Consider the following 23454-nt stretch of genomic DNA (forward strand, 5'->3'; position numbering starts at 1 on the left):
ACAACTATTTGTTGCGTATACCAATATACGTTTAGGTACTCCTGCTGGGTGTGTCACCGCCCGTCTTCAAAGGATGACAAAAATCATACTTCCTGTATACCTGCCAAATCCCGACCGCTTTGTTTACGGATTTGTCCGTTTCATCTTCATAAAGTTGTCACCGCAAGGTTATTTAGTGAGTTTTGCACCCTGTTAACCCCACGATAGAAGCAATTCTTTAACATTCATCATTTTCATTGCATGCCTTACCCACATGCATTGGCGCCATAACATTTTCGGATTGCATGGATGAAGTGCACTCCGCCTGTAAATCAGCAATGACCAACAGTAAAGGCTCAGTCGGTTTCGTATGCACGAAAAAGGCACGCACCTGTATGAGTTCATTCTAATCCATTCCGACCCCTGATCTCCCGACGCATTCCAACCAAAAAGCCGGGTGAACCTTGACCTGAATCTATCCGTTGTTCTACGAACTCTGTTCAAGATGATTAAAAACTACATTTCAAACGACAATCCGATGGCAGGCATTTTCGCCAGAACATGCCTTTTTCTATCTTTTCTGATGAGCCTGGCCAGTCCCGGTGAGGCTTTGTCAGTAACTCAACCTGCTTCGCGGACACTTGCCGACGGATGTGTTCCGGTAAGTCCGCTGGCTTGTTCCGCCACCTATGCGGCCTATCCTTTTGCCTTGTCTTTTGATGCGGGCGTACCTGCCACTGTCACCGACAAAGCCGGCAACGGGACGGGATTTCTGACGATCAATAGTTTGTCAGGTACACGCACTTCCGAAGATGGCCAGCCAACCATTCCTTCGCTTCCCGGCTATGAGCCTTCCAAAATCACGCTGACCGGAGGCAGGCTGCAGATTGTAGCCAGTAAGGGCATCGACTATCTCGCCAATAACAATCAGATCAATGTGCTGGGCGTGAAGGTGCGGACCGGAAAGAAAATACAGCTTGATGTACAGTTGATTAATCCTGTTAATGCGGCACAGGCCCAGCAGGGTGGATTGTGGTTCGGGCTTCATGATAAAACATTCATCAAGCTGGGCGTGACAGGTAACAAGGTTGAGCTGAGAAAAGAGCTCAATGATGTTTCCAGCAATATTTCAGGCCTTGCCAATCCCGATCAGCGCCGTACGGAAACCATTACCGGGCTCAACACCAAGACAGTAAGCTTGCGTATGGTGATCGACTCGGCGGCAAATACAGTGGAAGGTTTTTATTCTACAGACGGAACAAATTATGTAAGTACCGGCGCGCTTTATGCAGTTCCGGTACTGGATATTGCAGGCACGGGGCTTACGCAGGGAGACCGGTTTGCGGGCGTATTTGCAACCTATCGCAACGGATCGGCTCCGGTAACCTATACTTTCGACAACTTCGCGATAGATGATCTGATCAAACCGGACCCACTGCCGCGCGAATTCAAGGTCAGCTTTCAGCCGCAGTCCGCCACGATTCCGGCAGGTTACACAGCTGACTATGGTAATGCATTTGACGCTGCCAAAGGCTACGGCTGGATGAACGCCGCTACCAGAGAGCCAGGCGACTATACCGGAAATACCCGCGTGCGCACAGGTTCGGGAGATCCGCGTCAGCTTTCACTGATCCAGATGCAGGCAGCTTCTGACAATACAACACCGGGCGCATGGGAGCATGATATCGAAAACGGGATCTATACGGTTACGGTCAGCGTGGGTGATAATGGATACTATAACAGTACACACCAGTTGAATGTGGAGGGCCTGCCGGCGATCACGGATTTTACGCCCACCTCATCCAACAGGTTCAGGACAGCCATAGCCACCGTGCGGGTAACCGACAAAAAACTGACGATCAATGCAAATGGCGGTATCGGTACCAAACTGAACTATATAGATGTAGCCCCGGCAGCACCCGTGGCCGACTCTGCGGCTCCTGTGGCGGGCGCGCGCTTTGAGGGTACGCTCAAAGCGGCCAATGTGTACAGCGAACAGGTAAAAGTGATCCTGAGTGCAGCTGACGCAGGAAGCTCGGGCCTGAATTTATTCCAGTATGCAATTAACAACGGTCAATATGTAAACTATACGGGTCCGTTTATTCTGAACACTGGCGGCGACTATACCCTTAAAGTACGGGCAGCAGATGCAAACGGGAACGAAACCATTACCAGTAACTACGAATTCAGCATCTTCAAGCAGCCGGTTGTCACGCGGTTCAGCTTCCAGCCGGCCGGTACGCCGGTACCTTCGGGCTACGTGGCCGATCTGGGAAATGCATTTGACGAAACACGAGGTTACGGCTGGCTGAGTGCTGACACGAAAGTGCCCGGTGACTACACAGGCAATACGCGCGTGCGTACCGGCTCGGGCGACTCCAAGCAGCTTTCATTGCTTCAGATGCAGGCTACGACCGATAACATTGTTCCCGGTGCGTGGGAGCATGTGGTTGAAAACGGGACCTATACCGTGACGGTGAGTGCGGGGGATTTCAAATATTTCGATAGTAACCACCAGATCAATGTGGAGGGTTTGCCGGCGATTTCGGACTTTAACCCTAGCAGTACCACCAAGTTTCGGGCGGCAACTGCCACGGTGCAGGTGACCGACGGCCGGCTTACCATTGATGCCACAGGCGGGCGCGGGACCAAGATCAACTACATCAATTTCAGCAGGTATGTGCCGGTGGCTGATACCTTGCCGCCGGTGGCGAGCGCCCGTTTCGAAGGTACTATCAAGTCCGGCAATGTGTACGACCAGCAGGTAAGGGTCATACTCACCGCAACTGACGCCGGCCAGGCAGGGCTGGCTGCTCTGCAGTATTCCCTCAACAATGGAGACTATATCCGGTACACCAGTCCGTTTGTGATAGATGCAAGAGGCAGTTACAGCCTGAAAGTTCGTGCTGCTGATGCCAATAACAATGAAGTGGTGAGCAGCCCCTATCTGTTCGGAGTATTCCGTGAACCTGATTCAAAAACGGTGAAAATCAGCTTCCGGCCGCAGGGGAATGCGGTGCCGGAAGGGTTTACAGCAGACAATGGAAAAGCTTATGAACCGCTGAAAGGCTCGGGCTGGATCAACTCCTCCACAAAGGCACCGCTTGATTTCAGCACAAATGTCCTGATCAGAAACGGAGCCGACCAGCCATTGCAGCTGTCTTTTGCCCAAATGCAGGCCGACACTACTCCGGCAGCCTGGGAATATGCCGTTCAGAATGGTACCTATAAAGTAATAGTAAGTGCCGGTGACGCTGAAAATCTGGGAAGTAACCATCAGATTAATGTTGAAGGTTTGCCCGCTATCAGCGATTTCCGGCCGGACAATGATCACAAGTTCAGGTACGGAGTAGTATCCGTGCCGGTGACGGATGGCAAGCTGACGATTGATGCTGCCAATGGTGTCAATACCAAAATCAACTACATTATTTTTACGCCGGCCGAAACGGTGGCCGATACCCTTGCACCTGTGATCAGCGCGCGCTTTGAAGGCGAGTCGGACTCCGCAAGTGTGTATAAGCATCAGGTGAAAATTTTCCTTACGGCAACAGACGAGGGTGCTTCCGGCCTGGCGGAGTTCCAGTACTCAATTAATAACGGCAGCTTTGTTAATTACACCGGCCCTGTCCTGATCCAGACTCCGGGAAATTACACCATCAAGCTGCGGGCGGCTGATGCAACGCCCAATGAAAGAGTTACGCAGAATATTGCATTCAGCATCGTGGATCCGGTAGAAGTCATTTCCATGACATTTTCAAAACCGGTCCTCAACTTTACGGTCATCAAAGGACAGCAGGTGCTTCCTCAGACGGTGGAAGTGCTCGCAACGCCTGCGGTGAATGCATTTACCTTGTCCAAAACAGAAGCCAGCTGGCTTACCCTGCCGGCCAATACCTCCGGTAAGCTGGAATTTGGTCCTGCCAACATCAACAGTAACCTGGACGAAGGATCTTACCAGGCTCTGGTCACCTGCCAGGCCGATGGTCACGAACCTACTACCTTGCTCGTCAACCTGCACGTGGTTAATGCACTTAACCCGGCTGTGGCCAAGATCAACTTTCAGGACGCAGCTAGCGGACCTCCGCTCAACTATTTCCGTGATTTTGGTCAGGCTTTCGGAGCGCGCACGGCACGGGAGCAGGGAGCCGGTCTTCAGTTTGGATGGAAAAAACGTTCCGACGGAACCCCGCTCGACCTTACGGCCAATGGCAGGAACCGCAATACGCCGGAAGATGTGCTGCTTGCAACCCTCATACACATGCAGGCCAACCAGATCACCAGTACATTTAAAGGAACCAAAGTAGAAGGCTACTGGGAAATGAAAGTTCCCAATGGTACTTACGAGGTGCAAGTTTCTGCCGGAGATGGCGATATCGGTACTTCGGCAGAAAGCCATACCCTGAATGTGGAAGGCGTCACTTTGATCAGCAATTTTGTGCCGAATGGAAAAACAGGTACGATCAGCCGGTTCAAATCGGCTACGGGCCAGGTGCATGTCACCGACGAGCTGCTGACGGTAAATGCAGATGGCGGTACCAATACCAAGATCAACTACATCAATGTTTTTCCGGTCACCCTTGACCCTTACCTGTACTGGGCAACCCGGAATGCCAATATTATTATCAAAAAAGAAACAACCGTACAAAACACCATTTCGGTTGTACTGGGCAGCTCTAACAACTCCGCTACTGCCTATAACCTGTCGGCAGTATATGGTGCGGGCGCCACAGGCTGGCTCACGTTTGAGCCTTCCCCCTCGGGAACACAGCCCAATGTGAGCATCAACTATACTGCTGCCAAGGACCTGCCTCTGGGTATTTACCATGCTACGATCAGGGCTTCCTCGGGCGGGCTGACAAGCGCAGAGCTGCAAATCCAGCTGAATGTGGTGGAAGAAGAAAAACCTTATGTCATATCTTCTAACCCCATCAACGGCGCTACGAAGGTGGGACTGAATACGGTGAGTGTTGCGGCCAATAACCTGCACGTACCGGCGGTGCCCGGATACCAGGGGGGAGTCAACAATGCAACCATTACGGAAAGTACCGTGAAGCTTGTAAAGGTGGTGGACAATATTGAAACACCTGTAAAAGGCGTGGTACAAGGCACAGGAGGCGGCGATGTGATCAGCTTTTCGCCTTCGGCAAGCCTGGAAGCGCACACGGTTTATAAGTTTATCATTACATCGGGCGTAAAATCGTACTCAGGTGCAGGCTTTGCGCCTTATGAAGCTACCTTCACCACCGATGCTGCCGCAGTGGATACCAGCGGGTTCCTGAATGCAACATTCACGAAAGTACCCGTGCCCGGCACCCAGAACAAGAAGTACACTTCGCTCACCTTTGGTCCGGACGGAAACTTCTATGCATTGCGGCTTGATGGTGTCATCGAAAAGTATACGGTTAATCCGGCAGACGGAAGCCTGGAAAATCAAAGGCTCATCAATACACTTGTGCACAAGTATGGAAGCCGCACTGCCATCGGACTCACTTTTGAGCCCGGAGCTACCCCGCAGAATATGGTGGCCTGGGTGACGCATTCCTCGGCCGGGCTTACTTCCGCGCCAACCTTTGACGGAAATGTATCCAAGCTGAGCGGCGATAGCCTGCAATATGAGCAGCTCATCGTCACCAAGCTGCCGCGTTCCAAAAGGGACCATCTGACAAATAGTATGGCTTTCGGGCCGGATGGTGCATTGTACATCAACCAGGGCAGCAACAGCTCGGCGGGTTCTTACGACTCCGACTGGCAGCGCGACGAGAGCCTGCTGTCAGGCAGCGTACTGCGGCTTGACCTCGTGAAGCTGGCCGCCTTTGCCCTGCCGATTAATGTTCAAACGACAACCAACCAGGCATTGATCAACAAGGCTCCTGTGGATTCTGCCATTTTCAGGGATGGTACTTACAACCCTTATGGCAGCAACGCGCCGCTCACGATCTTCGCATCGGGTGTACGAAATGCGTACGACTTAGTATGGCACTCTAACGGACAGCTTTACCTTCCTACAAACGGCTCGGGAGGAGGAGGTAACTCGCCGGAGTCCGTAGCTGGTACACGCCGGCCGGATGGTTCGGTGTACAATGGTCCTGCGATACCTGCAACCAACGGTATCAAAGCCCAGAACGACTGGTTGTTCCGGGTGAACCCCAACAAACCGGTAGGTTATTACGGACATCCTAATCCTATGCGCGGAGAGTATGTACTTAACCGGGGCTTTCCGGATAATGCATTGTACCTGCCGTCGGTCAAACCGGATGTAAACTACCGCATCGGATACAACTTCGGGCTGAACAATTCACCAAACGGAGCGATTGAGTACAAAAGCAACAACTTCGGCGGGGTACTGAAAAACAAGTTGCTCGTGTGCCGGTTCTCGGGCGGGGGCGATATTATCGTAATGGAGCCGGGCGCCCGGGTACCCATGAATGTTACCGAAAATGATAGTCTTTACGACATTGTGAAGGTAAATACGGGTTCAAGCAACACGGGGCTGAACGGCATGTCGGGATTTGGTAACCCGCTGGACATTACCGAAGATGTGAAAACGGGCAACCTGTACGTCATAGAATATAACTGGAACGATAGCCCGAATCTTACCTCGCAGATTACCTTGCTGCGTGCCCAGGGAAATCCTGCTCCGGCACCTGCTCTGGCTGTACAAATGACCAGCTCGGGAGAGACTGCATCCGGGGCCAGCCAACGCACCCGTACCTACTCCGTGCAAGTGAGCAATAAGGGTAACGCAAGACTGGAAATCAAGCAGGTAGATTTGTCGGGTAAAGATGCTGCTGCGTTCCGCATTGCAGACTTGGATGCGCCAAGTGAGGACCGCCCGCTGGTACTGGAACCCGGCGACTCGCTGACTTTCCAGGTACTGGCTTCGGTGAGGTCGGACCGTAGTTCCAGCGCGAGGCTGCATGTAGTAAGCATGGACAATACTGCAAAGGATGTGGAGATCAACAATGTTCCCGAACGCTATCTCTCAAACCTGCCTGCCGAAAAAGCCGGCGAGAGCGGCCTTCCTGACCATACCCTGCGTCTTTTTCCAAACCCGAGTGCAGGCACTGAGCCCGTAACGCTCAAACTTGAAAATTTCAGCAAAATGGAGCCTGTTACCGTTTATATGTACGATATGCAGGGCAATGTAATCCAGTCGATATCGGAACGGACGGATATGAATGGAGAGCTCAACATACGGGTAGAGCCCAAAAGAGGGACAAACCAGAATAGCTTTATCATCAAAGTGGCGTATCCGGCCGGATTCCGGTTTGTGAAGTGGGTTAACATTCCCTGAGCAGCCTGCATCTGAAAGTCCCGTGAAAACTGAGGTTATTACAATCCCGGGGTTCACGGGGCTTTTTGTTTTGGTACCCGAAATTGCGCAGCTACGAAATCGCTGGCGGGTTTTGGGGACTAATCTGGCATAAAAATTTACGATTTCATTTCTGAAAATCTCACTATTTCTGTTTTTCTGCATTCCGGTGAATTTTCCGGCACGCAAGCGCCGGAGCTATGACTTGCCGTGATCTTCCGGGTATTTCAATTTTCCGGTTTTTGCAGGGTAATGGATATGAAGAGAGATTCGCAGGCCCACCGGTGAAGGTGCATTTTGTTTTACTTTCATGTAAAAACATAAGTTGTTAACATCCAGTAAGTGTTGTCCATAAAACTGGCAGAATGGGGATTAAATACCCTTAATGACCGAACTTTATACAGAACGGAATTTGCTTAATGGACTCCCGGAGTGGCTTGCTTTACAATTGTTCAGGAATTTTTACGGCTGATCACCGGATGAAAGCAAATCCTTTAGCGAAAATCCGGCTTTGTGAGCCTGCGTTTTACTCAACGAAATACCGTTTCATGCTGAATGCCCGGAACCAGGTCGCGGTTCAGGCGCATGCAACCTGAAACGTACTCAAACCCCTCTGTTATGACTGATGTACTAATTGTTGAAAGTGACCCGGGTATGGCCGAGGATCTGAGACAAATGATCGAGACCTCTGCCGGCGACTACCGGATTATTTACATTGCCATATCTGTTAATGACGCAAAAAGCTGGCTGACCACCCACAGGTCACCGCAGCTGATCGTGTGTGATATACAGCTCAGCGACGGGCTTGGATTTGACATTTTCCAGGACGTGAACGTAGCCGCTCCGGTTATTTTCTGCACCAGCTACGACGAGTATGCTTTGAAAGCCTTCGAGAATAATGGAATTGACTACCTGATTAAACCGGTCAGCCAGGAAAAGCTGGAAAGAAGCCTCAAAAAGTTTAATCAGCTGAAAGAGCTATTTGGTGAAGAAAACGGATCTTTTCCGAGGAAAATAGGGAATGGTGCAAGCTACCTGACGGGCTACAAAACATCCCTGCTGGTGTACTACCAGGACAAGATTATTCCCGTCAACCTGGACCAGGTTGATTTTATCCATTACAACAACTACCAGGTGAATGTGTATACACAGAATGCACATTACGAAACCCGTGATACACTGAACAATATCATTGCCACGCTCAATCCCCGTGATTTTTTCAGGGCTAACCGGCAATTTATCATACATCGTAAAAGTGTGACCACCATACAGCAGTATTTCGGAAGAAAGTTGCTGGTGGGTACTACCTATCCGGCACCGGAGCCTGTCATTATCAGCAAGGCAAATGCCTCCGATTTCCTGAAATGGCTGGAAGGGCTTGGGGTAGAGGAAAACTCTTACTCCTTCCAATAGGTCTGCCCGCTTCACTCGTGAATTTGTCCGTCTTAGTCTGGGTGCATTCTGATGGGGGGCATTTTTATGCAACTTTGGGTTACAGTGGTTACCGTGTGATGGTATGATGAGCCTGCTTTGTGTGCTTTAACCATTGTAATACGCCCTGATTAACTGATTTTTTCACATGCTGCACGGATCAATGATAACCCGGCAGGTACTGTAAGATGAAAGTTTGTAAAACCAATTCTTCGTATATACATCAAGGTTATTTTATGATGTTTATAGAATAAAGTTTACAGTGCGCTTTGCTTAACTCCTCTTTACGCATGAATAAGTCTAATATCTTTGTATACGCTGAACTGAGCAAGTTCGTCGAATCACTGACCAGCGATATGCAGCTTTGCAAGAAGCACCTTCGCGACCAATCCAGCTACTTTTCTGTTATTCCATCCAAATATTTCTCTCAGGAGCTCAATCCTGAATGGGAAAGTATCTGCAAGCTCGTCAGCCAGAAGGGCCCGGGTACCAATGAAGATGGCAAGATCGTCAGGAATGCCATTATGAATACCATTGACCAGATGTCTACCCAGGAATGTTTGGGCGTCACCAGGCGCATCCTTCTTTTGCATGAAAAGGTGAGGAACGAGATCTTCGAATAACAACTGCTTTCCCGGGCCGGCGCCCGGTTCTTCCCCTGACAACGTACGACCTGTACCCGCCGGGGCCTGCTTACAGGCTGTCGTACTTCCATCTGAATTTTCTTAACGTATCCCAAATTAACCGATGATGAATCAAAGCTACCGTTTCATGCGCAAGCCAATCGAATTAGTTTTTGGTCGGATGTGCATTAGTTTTCTTGTGCTGCTAACTAGTAGCAGTACTTTGCTTGCTGGGGTTGGAACACCCGTAAAAAGAGGCGGTATGGTGGCAGACAGCTGTTTGCCGGTAAGCCCGCTTGCATGTTCGGCGCTCCGGGTGAGCCTGCCTTTTTCCCTGTCATTTGACAATGCAGTTCTCAATTCTGTTCATGACAAAAACGGAAGCGGTACCGGCTTTACGACGGTTAACAGCTCCTCAGGCTCCCGTGCTGCGGAGGACGGGCAGCCGTCGGTACCGGGGTTACCCGGTTATGAACCTTCCAAAATTGCACTGACAAGCGGCCGTCTTCAGATTGTTGCCAATAAAGGGATTGACTACCTGGCAAACAACAATCAGATCAACGTACTGGGTGTAAAAGTAGCAAGTGTAAAAAAGCTGGTGCTGGAAGTACAGCTGATCAATCCCGTGAATGCGTCGCAGGCACAGCAGGGCGGACTTTGGTACGGCCTTGATGACCGGACGTTTGTAAAACTAGGCGTGACCGGTAATAAAGTAGAGTTGCGCAAAGAGTTTAACGATGTGTCGAGCACGGTTTCAGGAACCAGTAATCCTGATCAGCGCCGTACCGAAACCATTAGCGGGCTTAACAGTAAAACGGTAACCCTGAGAATGGTAGTAGATGCCAATGCACAAACGGTTGAAGGTTTTTATTCCACAGACGGTACCAACTTTTCGAGCACCGGCGCATTGTACGCAACGTCGTCGCTCGGCATTGCAGGACTGGGACTTACTACCGGCGAGCTGTATGCAGGCGTATTTGCCACGTACCGCAATGGTACCAGCCCCGTAACCTATACCTTCGACAATTTCGCGATCGCTGATCAATCTGCACCGGAACCGGTGTCACAGGATGTGAAAATCAGTTTTCAGCCACAGGAAGCTGCTACCCCCGCAGGGTACAAGGCCGACTACGGCAATGCATTTACGGATGCGCGCGGCTACGGCTGGGTACGTGCAGCCGACAAGGTGCCCGGAGATTATACGGGAAACACGCGTGTGCGCACCGGCACGGCTGATGCGCGCCAGCTATCGCTGATCCAAATGCAGGCAACTACGGATAACACAGCACCGGGTGCCTGGGAGTACGTTATTCCCAATGGTACTTACCGGGTGACTGTCAGTGCAGGTGATTTTAAATATTTTGACAGTAAGCACCAGCTTAATGTGGAAGGCCTGCCTGTTGTGGCAGATTTCGCATCCAGTTCAGCAACCAAATTCAGGACTGCTACGGCGGTGGTGCAGGTTTCGGACGGTAAACTGACGGTGGATGCCAGCGGAGGTACCGGCACAAAGCTGAACTACATTGATATTGTACCCGCTACGGCCGTAACCGACGGAATTGCACCGGCGGTAAGTGCGCGTTTGGAAGGAACCCAGAAGTCGGCCGGGGTTTATGACAAAACTGTAAAGGTTTTTCTTTCGGCCACAGATGCAGGAAACTCGGGGCTGAAGTCTTTCCAGTATTCGGTTAGTGAAGGTACTTATGTGAACTATACGGTTCCGTTTACACTGGAAACGCCCGGAAATTACAGCCTGAAAGTGAAGGCAGCTGATGCAAATGGAAACGAAACCATATCCAGCCCTTACACATTCAGCATTTACCAGGAGCCCGTACTGGCTGTAACCAACATCAGCTTTCAGCCGCAGGGCTCGGCCATTGCTGCCGGTTTTACACCTGATTATGGCGCTGCTTTCACGGCTGAGCGCGGCTACGGCTGGGTAAGTGCCGATACCAAAGTGCCGGGTGACTATACAGGTAACACCCGGCTCCGGACCGGCAGTGCAGATGTAAAGCAACTTGGTTTGATACAGATGCAGGCTACATCGGACAATACGGTGCCCGGCGCATGGGAATATGCGGTGGAAAATGGGACTTATACTGTGACGGTCAGTGCAGGGGATTTCAAATACTATGACAGCAAACACCAGATCAACGTGGAAGGCCTGCCTGCCGTATCGGACTTTGCGCCGACTACTGCAGCCAGGTTCAGGACCGCAGTGGCAACCGTGCAGGTGACCGACGGCAAGCTGACCATTGATGCCACAGGTGGAACTGGTACCAAGCTTAATTATGTATCTTTTACCAAATCATCAGCAGTTGCCGACAATACGGCTCCGGTAGCCAGCGCACGTTTTGAAGGTTCTGTGAAATCTGCGAATGTGTATGATCAGCAGGTAAAGGTGATCCTGTCGGCTACGGATGCCGGCGCATCGGGATTGGCTGAATTTCAATATTCCATTAATAATGGCAGCTACGTAGATTACCGCGCTCCCTTTACCATCAATGCAGGTGGTGATTACAGCCTGAAAGTGCGGGTGGCTGATGCGAACGGAAATGAGACCATTACCAATGCCTATACATTCAGCGTGTATGTGGCGCCTGTGGTAAGTCTGACCAAAATCAGCTTCCTGCCCGAAGGGTCACCTGTGGCAAGTACGTATACGCCGGATTATGGAAATGCATATGAATCTGCCCGTGGTTACGGCTGGGTAAATGCAGCTACCAGGCAACCAAGTGATTACCGTGGAAATATGCGTTTGCGGGCGGGCACGGGTGATTCCAAGTTGTTGTCTCTTGTACAAATGCAGGCTCCTACCGACAATACAGCACCGGGCGCATGGGAGTATGCAGTACCAAACGGTACTTACAGGGTTACTGTGAATGCCGGTGACTTCCGCTACTTTGACAGCAAGCACCAGATCAACGTGGAAGGCCTGCCTGCTATCTCCGATTTTGCATCCACCTCGTCCGTTAAATTCCGCTCAGCCGTAGCCACTGTACAGGTAACCGACGGCAAGCTGACCATTGATCCTACCGGCGGTACCAACACCAAAATGAATTACCTGACTTTCAGTCCGGCGGTACAGGTGACGGATGCAGTAGCACCTTCAATCAGTGCACGATTTGCGGGAACATTCAAGTCCGACAATGTATACAGCGAGCAGGTGCAGGTTTTCCTCAGTGCGACGGATGAAGGCGAATCGGGCCTTGCGCGGCTGCAATATGCAGTGGATGGAGGCGAGTACCTCAATTATACCTCACCATTTTACATAAATACAAACGGCACGCACAACCTGGTGGTGAAAGCGGCTGATGCCAATAACAATGAAAGAACTGCGCAATACACGCTCAATGTATATGTGCAGCCTCTGGCAGGAGCCTATATGGTGGTAAAAAACCTCGACGGATTCCCGGGCGATGATCAGGCAACCTTTTCACGCATCCAGATCCCATGGCGGAGAACCTCTCCTGATACCACGGAGTACAATGCCAACCACGACAAGGTAACCCTCCGGCTGCATAGCAAGGGAGTTGGAAAGTTGTCGGTAAGTAACCTGCGGCTGTCAAATCCTGCATCCTGGAAAGTAGCCTCCATCAATAACGACAGCACATTGTCGCTGCCGGTAAATATTACCACAGGAGCATTTACGGACGTTGTGATTCAGTTTATTGGTAAAGATTTGTCTTCGAGGGCCAAGGTACTGCATGATACACTGGTGATTACGAGCAACGACAGCGTAGCTGCGACGAAGCGCATTGTTCTGCACGGATTGTTCCAGAAAGAAGGCGAAGGAAAGAGCGAGCCCTACGCGCAGGAAATTATCAATGCGTTTGGGTTTACATCCAAGGTCGGGTACAATGCGAATGACAATGGTAACAGTGGTACATCCGTCATGCCGAGCTCCCATGAAATTGCGGCTTCGTATTTTGTAAAAGCAGATCCGGGTAAGCCTGTGAAAGTTACGCAGCTGGCTGCCTACCATGGCTGCTGCAATACGGTGGAGTCTTTCGATTACTTTCAGAAAGGTTCGTCAACGATTGTAACGCTTTTCACCCACGACAGGCTCGACGGACAGTCGCTGCTGCCAAGACTCAGAAATGCAAAAACCGGTGTTGCGCAGGGTACTTTTGATCTTTCAGGAGCATTTGGACTGAGAATGAAAGGAATGTCTTCGGACAGGACCCAGAATATTGACGGGCGGATCGGTCTGCGAATTATCAAGGCGATTGATGCAAATGGTAATCTTGTACCGAATGCCTATTTTGTAAATGGTGATTACCTCGGGATTGCTGCCACCAATTATGACTTTCAGGATAATGTTTACTTTGTTGAAAACGTCAGGCCGGAGTCGGGAGCAGCTTACTACTCGGTGCTTGAAAGCATTACTTCTTCGGACATCACATTTGAGCCGGCACTTACCGGTACGACCAAATCTATGACGGTAACGCTCAAAAATCAGGGTAATACCTATCCTGATAACACCACGGATCCTACCATTTCCATCAAGAGCGTGAAGTTGTCCGGACCGGATGCAAATCAGTTTACATTGAATACCTTGTCGGTGAGTTCATTGGTGCCGCAGGGTACGGTAAATCTTACCGTAAACTTCAAACCAACTTCCGTAGGTCCGAAAAATGCTGTTGTACTGATCACCTATAATAATTCAGCACTCACACCGCTCCGGATTCCGGTTTATGGCATTGCAAATACCAGCAACACTACGGTTCAGGTTGTGAAGCGCGTAAAGGGTGCCGCGGATGTAAATGTCATGATCGGCAACAAGCTGTTTGAAGCAGACAAGAACTACCGCACGGGGTCTATCAAGCTTGACAAGCAGGTAACACTATCAGGCGTGCGGGCGACGGATATGGACTCTTTGTATCAGACTTATCTTTCGGCAGCAACCGACCTGGCACCGACTGGCTATAATATACCGATGGCTAATGGTACTTATACCCTCCGGATGCATTTTGTAGAAAACTATTGGTCGGGCGTAGGTGAGCGCGTGTTTACAACCAGTATCGAAAACCAGCCTGTACTGACCAACCTCGATATTTTCAGTGAAGTAGGCTACCGCCAGGCGATTGTCAAAGATTTTCCGGTAACGATCACCGACGGCGAGCTGAACATCAACTTTGCACCGACGGTAAACCGGGTGGCGCTGGCAGGTCTGGAAATTTTTGAAGCGGTGACCAACAACCTGCGGGTAGCAGCTTTGGAAGATGCTATGACGGTTGATGCAGACACGGCCTGCAATGTAACCGTGTACCCGAATCCAAGTGCAGGTAACCTGATCCGGTACACCGTAGGAAATTTTGGTAAAAATGAAAAGGTAGCAGTTTCTGTACTTACTTTGATGAATACCGTGTTGCATACCGAAACGGTGATGACCGACGAGGCAGGAAAGGCAGCTTCGGCAATTGAGCCACGACGTCGCCTGGACAGAGGATTTTACATCATCAGGGCGAAGTCAGAAAGTGGGGTTATCACGTCCAAGCTGATTATTGAATAACCTTTTTTGAAGGGAAATGCGGAAAACCTGCCGGGCTTGCCCGGTGGGTTTTTTTGTTGGGGAAGGGGGGAGGAAGGGAGGAAGGAGGTAGGGAGGATGGAGGATGGAGGATGGAGGATGGAGGATGGAGGATGGAGGATGGGGAACGGTTAAAGTTCTTTCTTACATTTTATATATTGGGTGTATGTTGAGTTGGTGTTGCTTGGAACTTTATCTTGGAGGTATATGGAATTAAGCGGAGGGCCTTTTTACCTGGGATTTGAGGTCAGGCTGTTAATGGACTTCTAATTTGAATTGAGCTTTGTGTAATTGCTTTCTGAGCAGGAAGCATATGGGAAATGAACCTGGTTTTTGTAATTGAACTATCGTGCTATTATTAGGGAGAGGATTCAAGCGGGGATCAATGCAGGTTATGGAAGAGTATGTTCGGGTCTGTTTTGTTGATCGAGGCTTGGTCTGTTATTGATTATATGCGAAGATCCAAAGGTTTTCAGGCCATTGTTATTAGTTTATGATGCTACATAATACTTCTTTCCAGCTGGTCGGATCCTGATATTTCATTCCTCCAATCTTCATTCACCTTTTCACCATCCTCCTTTACTCCTTTCATTCAACAACAAAATTCCCTTACTCCATTTTCCTTTTCATCCCAAAGCAAAAAAAGCCCCTGGCACTGCCAGGAGCTTTCACTTGTATTGCAATATTGAACCTTATTGTCCTCTTCCAAGTACCATTACCTGGACTGTACGGAAAATCAGCAGCACGTCATCAAACACACTGTAACTTTTCAGGTACATCAGGTCGTATTTAAGTCTTTCTACGTTTTTGGCAACTGTATCAGCATAGCCTACGGTAATCTGACCGATGGATGTAATACCAGGTTTTACAGTCAGCAAACGTTGGAAATCGTGGGGAGCAGCTTCCATCAGCATATCCACATCATATTTATAGAGCGGACGAGGACCTACTACCGACATTTCACCTTTGATCACATTAATAAATTGCGGCAACTCATCCAGACGTGACTTACGGAGAATTCTACCGATAGGTGTGATACGCGGATCATTATCGCCCTGTGAGTGTTGCAATCCCATTTTATCAGCATCTACACGCATACTGCGGAATTTGTAGATCTCAAAAGTTTCACCCCATCTTCCGCAGCGTCTTTGTTTAAAGAATACGGGCCCGGGAGAAGAAATCTTGATGGCTGCCCACACTGCAAAGAAAACAGGAGCTCCGAGGATCATCACAATCACTGAGAAAACAAGGTCAAAGGTACGTTTAACAGTTTGCTCGTTGAAACTTGAAAACGGTTTGGTGTTGATCTGGATAATCGGGTACATGTCATGGTACTCAATGGTAGCCATGTTGGTCAGAAACCCGCGGAAGTCAGGAACCAGGCGGATCTGTGTACGCTGGCGCTCACCCATTTTGATAATTTCCTGTACCTGCGAATCCTCCATGTCGGACAGGCAGCAGTAGATATAGTCAAGCTTCTTTTCTTTCACCATGGTTTCCAGCGCACTCACGGTATTCACTTGACCGTCAATCTCGAACATGCCGTAAAAACGGTAGCCCAGTTCCTTGCGGTTGCTGTAAAATTCACGGATCAGGGATGCGAGATCACCTTTTCCGATAATTACATACCTGTTATAGTTGTATCCTGCCTGACGGTAAACTTTCAGAAAGAAAACCGCTGCCGCCCGCGATACCGTACTCATGACTACAAAAAGCATGTAGGTCATCAGGAACTGATAGCGGGAGTACTCTTCACCCTGCTTCGAAAGGTAAATGTAACCCATCATCACAGCACAATGCACTGTAACCGCTTTCAGGAACTGACCCAGCTGATTGTTGAAGTGATAGGAAAGTCTTGTAAAGAAGTACGTCTTGAACATGTGGATTGTAAAAATCCACACAAGGTTTGCTACGAGGAGCAGGTTGATGTACTGATTTTCCAGAAGTCCCGAAAAGCTGTCAAACCGAAAGATGTATGCGGTAAAAAACGACAGGTTGAGGACAATTACATCTGTCCACAGGTGGGCTTTTGGCAGAAGGCCAGGATAATGATTTTTCATAATTGTTGAACGTTGAGCTTATTTACAATAATAGCACATTTCTTATAAACCATCACAATAATCGGGCCGTAACTTGGTCAGACCCGGGATATTTGTGGTAAAATCGGACTGCGGAATTATTAAGTAAACAAGTTTAGGTGATTTATTCTGCTATTCAAAACACAAACATAGAAACAGTCTTACAAAACTTGGATTTAGAATAAAAAATAGCCTCTTTTCAGACCATGATTAACTTTCTTCTTGATTTTGTTCAACTCGCCGTTTACAATTTTGCCTAGTCATGAATGAGGTGGGTTACACCAATGCGGAGTCCGGCTTAAATTCCTGGACGCGGGCTACCATAGTCCGGAATGAACCGTCGTACTGACTTTCTACTTTGGACAATGTCTGGGAAACCGTGCGCTGTGCAGCTGCATAATTTCCGTGGACTGCCATCAGCCTGTCGGAGATCTGCTTTCCCGTAGAATCCATAATTTCAAATGTCCAGTCCTTCAAGCCAAGGTCATAATACATTTGTCCTTTGATGGTATCTTCCGGTTGGCGCAGGTAAAATGCCGGTGTGCCGTTTGCAATCGCAATAATAGGGGAGTGGCATTCCAGACTCAGGATCGTATGCGCTTCTTTATATAAGGATGCAGCTTCGTCCGGGAGCCAGTAGCCATGCTTTACAATGTAGGGTTTAACATCTTCAGGAAGCGGGTTCACCAGCAACTCGTCGATGATATCCACCTGGTAGATCATTTCGGGGCAAACTACAACTTTGTTTTTTGTGGCCCGTACCCAGGTGATCATCGCTTCGCGCAGCTTGGCATGATCCTCCTCTTTGTACTTGTTGTTCACTGCATCCGTTTCCCGGATCCTTTCCTCGCTCCATCCTGCATTGTTGGAACGCAGCTTGTAATAAGGAGTAAGACGCAGACGTGGAATGACGCAGATAAACTTCTTTGATTCCAGGCTATTGTCTTTGATAAACTGATTTGCTTTTTTATCGTCGTGAATTTCAAGGGCAAATGTTGCGTCAGGGGCGAAACGAATGTAATCACCCTTGATTCCATTGTCATTCAGTACTTTAATGGAAGCTGTTTCTCTTGTAAAAATGAAGGATGCCTTGCTGAGTACTTCTTTCAGCTTAGGCGTAATGTGCTCCGTGGTCACCCCGAATAAACCGAAAGGCTTATCTGTTTTGGCAGCCCAGGCTTCCAGGTAGTTAGCCGCCACTACCGACGGACCTGATCCGTGAATGAAGAAGTCGGCTTCGTTGAATGCTTCCCTTACGCTTTCACTTTGCGGAATGTTATCCTGTACACCTCCATGTATAACCCTTACGTCGGGATAATGGCGGGCAAGCATATCTTCCACCATCGCACTGGGATTCCTTTTCCAAAGTATAATTTTTACATCCGGGAGTCTTTTTTTGATTAGCCCGATCAATCCGGGTGTGTGGGCGATATCGCCAATGTTTACATCCTGCCAGCCCGAAACGATCATCACCGTAGGGTTGGTCTTCTGTGTCATCTTAACTATGGAGGTCGAGATTACTGCACCTGTTAGAATTCCTGCTTGTTGAAGAAATTTTCTCCGATTCATAATCTTTCATTTGGGGGTGTTGAGTACTTGATCACTGATCTGAACTGCTTATGTAGAATTTGTTTGACAAGCCTGAGAAAAAAATAACCGGGGATTACCCGATTTTCTTACCGCTCAGCTGTATACGCATATAAACATTTCCTGATCCGTTGTGAACATTTTACTGTTTTACGGGTAATCTTTCATTAAACTGCCTCAACCGTGGATTATGGCGTTAAGCAGCTGGCAAGTATCAGATTACATGCATTGCAACAATGCTGAAACTTACCGGTACACTGGTTTTAAAACTAAACTGAACTTTTAATACGAGTTCAGGGGAACATGGTAAACATTATTTACAATCAAATGTGAAGAAAGATCAAAGTAATTCAAATAACCCGTATGTAAGACGGACAAATTCAGCCCCGAAACGGACAAGCCTCTTACATGTCCAGAACGCCTGTACCCAGGTTTGCTCCTTCAACCCAACGCAGAAATTCGCTTGCATTGGCCTTGCTGATAATAATGGGCTCAGGGGTGGGTGATGATGTTCCTACCAGCAATTTCCGGCCGAAGTATTGCTGAATACTGGTTACCATTTTGCGGTGGATGATGAACTGCCGGTTGGCGCGGTAAAAATCCCGGGGGTTCAATGCGGCAATAATATTATTGAGGGTATCACGGGTTTCGTACTGCGCATTTTGTGTATGTACGTTGACCTGGTAATTATTGTAATAAATGAAGTCAAGCTTTTCGAGGTTGATGGGGATAATCTTGTCCTGGAAGTAAACAAGCAGTGAACTTTTGTATGAGACGTTCTTCTTACCCTTCTTTTTTTCAGGCATTGTCTCTTCTCCGAAAAGCTCTTTCAGTTGTAAAAACTTTTTGAGGCTCTTCTGTACCCTCGCATGATCGAAAGGTTTCAGCAGGTAATCAATCCCGTTATTTTCAAATGCCCTGATCGCATAGGCGTGGTCCGAAGTACAGAAAATAACCGGCACGGATAGATTCGTATTTCGGAAAATGTCAAACCCCAGTCCATCGGGCAGCACGATATCACAAAAGATCAGCTGGGGCGAGGGCCCGATATTGAGCCAGTCGCGGGCATCGGCCACGGAGTGCAAAAGCTTGCTGACGGCGAATTCGCCCGTTTTTTCAATCGTTTGCTGCAACTTTATTGCAAGCTCAACATTGCTTTCAATTATCAGAACATCAATCATAAAGGAAGTAGTAATAGTTTCAAAATTATTTCCAGCGTTTTCAAGGCTGGCTAAAAACCGGTAATTAACTGACCGGCTGCTAATTTTAATGGATGACTAATTCGGTTTATGATCTGAACACCGGGTTCGATCCGGAAGGCCGGATTCATTTAATTGGGTGTCAACCTGAGAATTATCCGAGGTCCTCCGCCTGAATTAGTATTACAAAAAAAATTAAGGCGATTTTAATCTCTAAAATAATGGGGTAGACTACCACAAATTTGGGGTATGAAAGGAAATCAGGGGTGAAGAAAAAATTGAAGTTGCATTATACCAATATTAATGTTCATTGGTCTGCTTTAAAATGCAGTAAGCGGACGGGATCGGGATCCCATCCGCTTCCGCGAACTGATAGTAAAAGATAGAGGATAGTGTGTGGTGGTTTACGATTAAAGTGCGGTGGCATGGCGCTATTTGCGCCAGCGTATTTTTATTTCATTACATATATTACTATAATGCAGCAATACTATGCGTGAAGAACTTTCAGGGATTGAGTGTAACCTTCACATTTGATTTGCATGATCAGGATTCCTTTGGCGAAACGCTGAACATCGAATACAAACTCTTCAACAACCTGGGTCTTTTTAACCTGTTCCTTGATAAGGGGACGGCCGTTGATGTCGAAGATGGCTACTACCGGAGCCACGTTGGTCGGGCCGCTGATCTGAGCAAAGATTTTTCCATTCTGGATAGGGTTACCAAGTAGCGTTGCACTCCATTCCACTTCGCTTTCCACTTCTTCTGCTTTAAAGCCAGGCATCAGGAAAGATTCGGAAGAATTGTGCTCAACATATACTGATAGAGGGGATTTACCGTCTTCTGCAAGATAGTCAATTGTGAAAGAGTGGTCAGGTACTTTCATGGTACCTTCGCCGTTGAAGATCTCAACGATTTGTTTTTTGCCGTCAACGTGGAAGATGTATTTTCCGTCTTGAACCGGCATATGTACATTCAATGCATTAGGATATGATCCTGGATTTGCAGCTGTTGCTGAGTAAGACAATCCGGATACTGCTGTGGCCATTCCAAGACCAATCAATTTTACGAAGTTTCTGCGTTTAATAGTCATGATGTATAATGTTAGAAAATGAATAAAGAGGATGGTTTACGTGTCAGTGTGTGCGAGTAATCGATCCGGTATAGCATGCTGTAAAAACTTTCACTTTGTACTTTCTGATCTTTCTCCTGCTTTTCAGCAAACCGGGCTGCGAAACTTACCGGTGCACTTTCTTTGCTCTGAGAAAAATACAAAACACTTTGTTGCTGCTGGGTGAACGAAGTCCAGGAGCCTGATACCGAGGAGCTTCTTTCGAGCCTCCTGGCAGAACCGTTTAGTTGGAGTGGGTAGGCCATTTCGTCTTGTGATTGTTATTATTAATTGTTCATTACAAAGGTAGTAGAAGTTATTCTAAATACCTACAAGCTTGTAGAATTAATTTTTAAAAATTTGTAAAATATTTTTTTGGCACGAAAAATATGTTGCGCGATCGGTCATTTCTGGCCATAAAAGGCTAAAAAGACACTTAAACAACAGTATAACTCGCTATGAAAAACATTATAGCCTGAAAATCAATGATTTAGGCTATGTCAAGGAAGCACTTAGAGGAGATATCGAGGATTTGAATACTCTAAGGAACGAATTTTTGTTGTTACTGCCGCAAAAAACTGTGGAAAAATTTGCAAGTTGTTGACCTGAGTTATCCACCGCGACGTTATTTTACACGATCGAACTTTGTAGTAGAAGTACTATACTATACTACGTACAAATAATTTTATTTACCGGTAGCGGAGTATCAGAAAAATGCAATAATGTCGATTGAAGTGTATAAGAAACACTTCATTATGGTACAATCAGAAGATTGAAAATAAATATAGCTATGTAACTTACGGTTAATATACCTGTCTATATGGTTTATGTACAAAATGCAAATGACAGCTATTAGAAGATGCAGGTGTCATGTTCCCGGGCGAATACTTAGCCAGGGTTCATAGTCGAGCTTTTTAGTATACTTTCCTTTGAACCAAGACCGTAAAACAGCAATGATAAAGTAATTGAATACCTGCAAGTAGAAGTAATTGCTAACTTGCATTTGATTGCAAATTGCCCGACTCCCTCTTCATGATAAAACATCTACTTGGTTCATTCCTGATCCTCTCCACCTGCTGTACCTCATCGGCCCAGCCCGATCCCGCTAAAAGCAGTGATAGTACTGCAAACCAGTACTTCCGGCAGGAGGCACATCCAAGCATACACCCCGTGACGGCCACTGTTGAATCCGGACTCACTTCAACTTCCGAGCGTCATGTGCCTTTCTGGATGCGGGCAAATCAGTTCGGGAATGTGCCGCTGGCTGGAAACTCGGGGTACATTGTGCTGAGAAGTACCAAGGCTTACACCCCAAAAAGAAAGCTGACCGACTGGGGTTACGCTTTTGAAGGGCGCGCAAACACCGGAGTACGTGACCAGTTCATACTGACGGAAGCCTATGTCAAAGGAAAACTCGGCGTTTTGGAGTTCCGGGCTGGGAGGTCCCGGCAGATTTCGGGATTGACGGACAGTACCTTGTCGAGCGGATCATTTGCCGTTTCGGGCAATGCACTGGGAATACCGAAACTGGAAATTGCAATGCCCGACTATTCAAACCTGCATATACTCGGACAATTCATTGCTGTAAAAGGTAACCTGGCGCATGGATGGCTGGGAACAATGGCAGTCAACCAGATCCGGGAAAAACTAAATCCGGCAAAGACGTACTTTCATCAGAAGTCTTTATACATCCGTCTGGGACGTTCCACCGGCCGTGTCCGGCTGTATGGCGGGTTCAATCATCAGGTTTTCTGGGGTAATGAGCGGATTGTTTACGGCCAGCGCTTCAGGGTTTCGGTGTTTGACTCCTATTATTATGTATTCACCGGCAAAACCATGGAGGCAAAAATCAATGGTTTTGAAAAAGGTAAAATGGGTAATCACCTGGGATCGGTTGATATGGGTGGCGATGTAAGGATAGGTCGTACACGTATTTTTGTTTACCGGCAAAACTTTTATGATGTGGGAGCGTTGGCAAAGCTTGCCAACATTAAAGATGGTCTTAATGGATTCAGCATCACAAACCTGAGTACCGACAACCGCACGTTTCAATGGAAGAAAATTCTGGTGGAATTTCTTTATACAAAAAGTCAGGCGGGAGAGCTGAATGCCAGGTACACCAAATCAGGAGATGAAAATTACTATAACGGCTTCTACAAAGAGGGATGGTCGTACAAAGGAGTGGGCCTTGGAACTCCCTTTATCAGTACTGTAAAAACCACCCGGAGAAATCTCCCGAATGATCCCCGCGACTACTTTAACAATAACCGGGTAGCCATGCTGCATCTGGCCACGGAAGTGAAGGTTGCCGGTTTTCTTGTACAAGGCCGCCTGTCCTGTTCGGAAAATTTTGGAACCTACGGAACAAGTCCGGACGGGCATTCACGGGGAAAAATCAGGCGTCAAAGCTATGGCCTCTTCCCCGTATCGCGCCAGTTATCAGGTGCATTGGATCTGAAAAAGAAAGTAAAAGAAAATACGGAACTGGCCTGCGTGGTGGCATTTGACCGGGGACAGTTATTGCGGAATGCGGTAGGAGCTACGTTCGGGATTAAAAAAGTGATCCGGTAATATCGTCATTCCGGCGGGAAGGTTGCAGTGGGT

10 protein-coding genes are annotated in these 23454 nt (G+C 48.1%); 5 read left to right on the top strand and 5 right to left on the bottom strand.

Translation table 11 applies throughout. From position 1 onward, the window contains the following. The first annotated feature begins 484 nt into the window (after positions 1–484). The 4 genes from HWI92_RS00235 (at position 485) to HWI92_RS00250 (ending at position 14860) form a co-directional block, all read left to right on the top strand. Positions 485–7273 (top strand): PQQ-dependent sugar dehydrogenase, encoded by a 6789-nt coding sequence (locus HWI92_RS00235; RefSeq protein ID WP_204660209.1) that lies wholly within the window; start codon positions 485–487, stop codon positions 7271–7273. Positions 7274–7909: 636 nt separating this feature from the next. Further along, a complete protein-coding gene (locus HWI92_RS00240) occupies positions 7910–8704 on the top strand; it encodes a LytR/AlgR family response regulator transcription factor (protein ID WP_204660210.1) in 795 nt (264 codons plus the stop codon). Positions 8705–9012: 308 nt separating this feature from the next. Then, on the top strand, positions 9013–9345 hold the full coding sequence (locus HWI92_RS00245) for a hypothetical protein (protein WP_204660211.1): 333 nt from the start codon (positions 9013–9015) through the stop codon (positions 9343–9345). Between the two features lie 223 nt (positions 9346–9568). Next, positions 9569–14860, top strand: coding sequence for an OmpL47-type beta-barrel domain-containing protein (locus HWI92_RS00250; RefSeq protein WP_204660212.1), 5292 nt, complete (start codon positions 9569–9571; stop codon positions 14858–14860). A gap of 710 nt (positions 14861–15570) precedes the next feature. Here the strand turns inward: HWI92_RS00250 and HWI92_RS00255 are convergent. The 5 genes from HWI92_RS00255 to HWI92_RS00275 form a co-directional block, all read right to left on the bottom strand. Beyond that, the gene (locus HWI92_RS00255) at positions 15571–16938 is read right to left on the bottom strand and encodes a sugar transferase (RefSeq protein ID WP_204660213.1); all 1368 of its coding nucleotides are present in this window, start codon (positions 16936–16938) and stop codon (positions 15571–15573) included. A gap of 294 nt (positions 16939–17232) precedes the next feature. After that, complete coding sequence (locus HWI92_RS00260) at positions 17233–18453, bottom strand: polysaccharide pyruvyl transferase family protein (protein ID WP_229248638.1); 1221 nt, start codon at positions 18451–18453, stop codon at positions 17233–17235. 494 nt (positions 18454–18947) lie between these two features. Beyond that, positions 18948–19724 (bottom strand): LytR/AlgR family response regulator transcription factor, encoded by a 777-nt coding sequence (locus tag HWI92_RS00265; RefSeq protein WP_204660215.1) that lies wholly within the window; start codon positions 19722–19724, stop codon positions 18948–18950. A 505-nt stretch (positions 19725–20229) separates the two neighbouring features. After that, positions 20230–20832, bottom strand: coding sequence for a T9SS type A sorting domain-containing protein (locus tag HWI92_RS00270; protein WP_204660216.1), 603 nt, complete (start codon positions 20830–20832; stop codon positions 20230–20232). 11 nt (positions 20833–20843) lie between these two features. Then, entirely contained in the window at positions 20844–21116 is a 273-nt protein-coding gene (locus HWI92_RS00275) for a hypothetical protein (RefSeq protein ID WP_204660217.1), read from the bottom strand. Between the two features lie 766 nt (positions 21117–21882). On the opposite strand from HWI92_RS00275, the gene HWI92_RS00280 reads away from it, so the two are divergent. Beyond that, positions 21883–23421, top strand: a complete 1539-nt coding sequence (locus HWI92_RS00280) for a capsule assembly Wzi family protein (RefSeq protein ID WP_204660218.1) — start codon at positions 21883–21885, stop codon at positions 23419–23421. Positions 23422–23454: the final 33 nt, after the last annotated feature.

The sequence above is a fragment of the Dyadobacter sandarakinus genome (genome assembly GCF_016894445.1).
Taxonomy (GTDB): domain Bacteria; phylum Bacteroidota; class Bacteroidia; order Cytophagales; family Spirosomataceae; genus Dyadobacter; species Dyadobacter sandarakinus.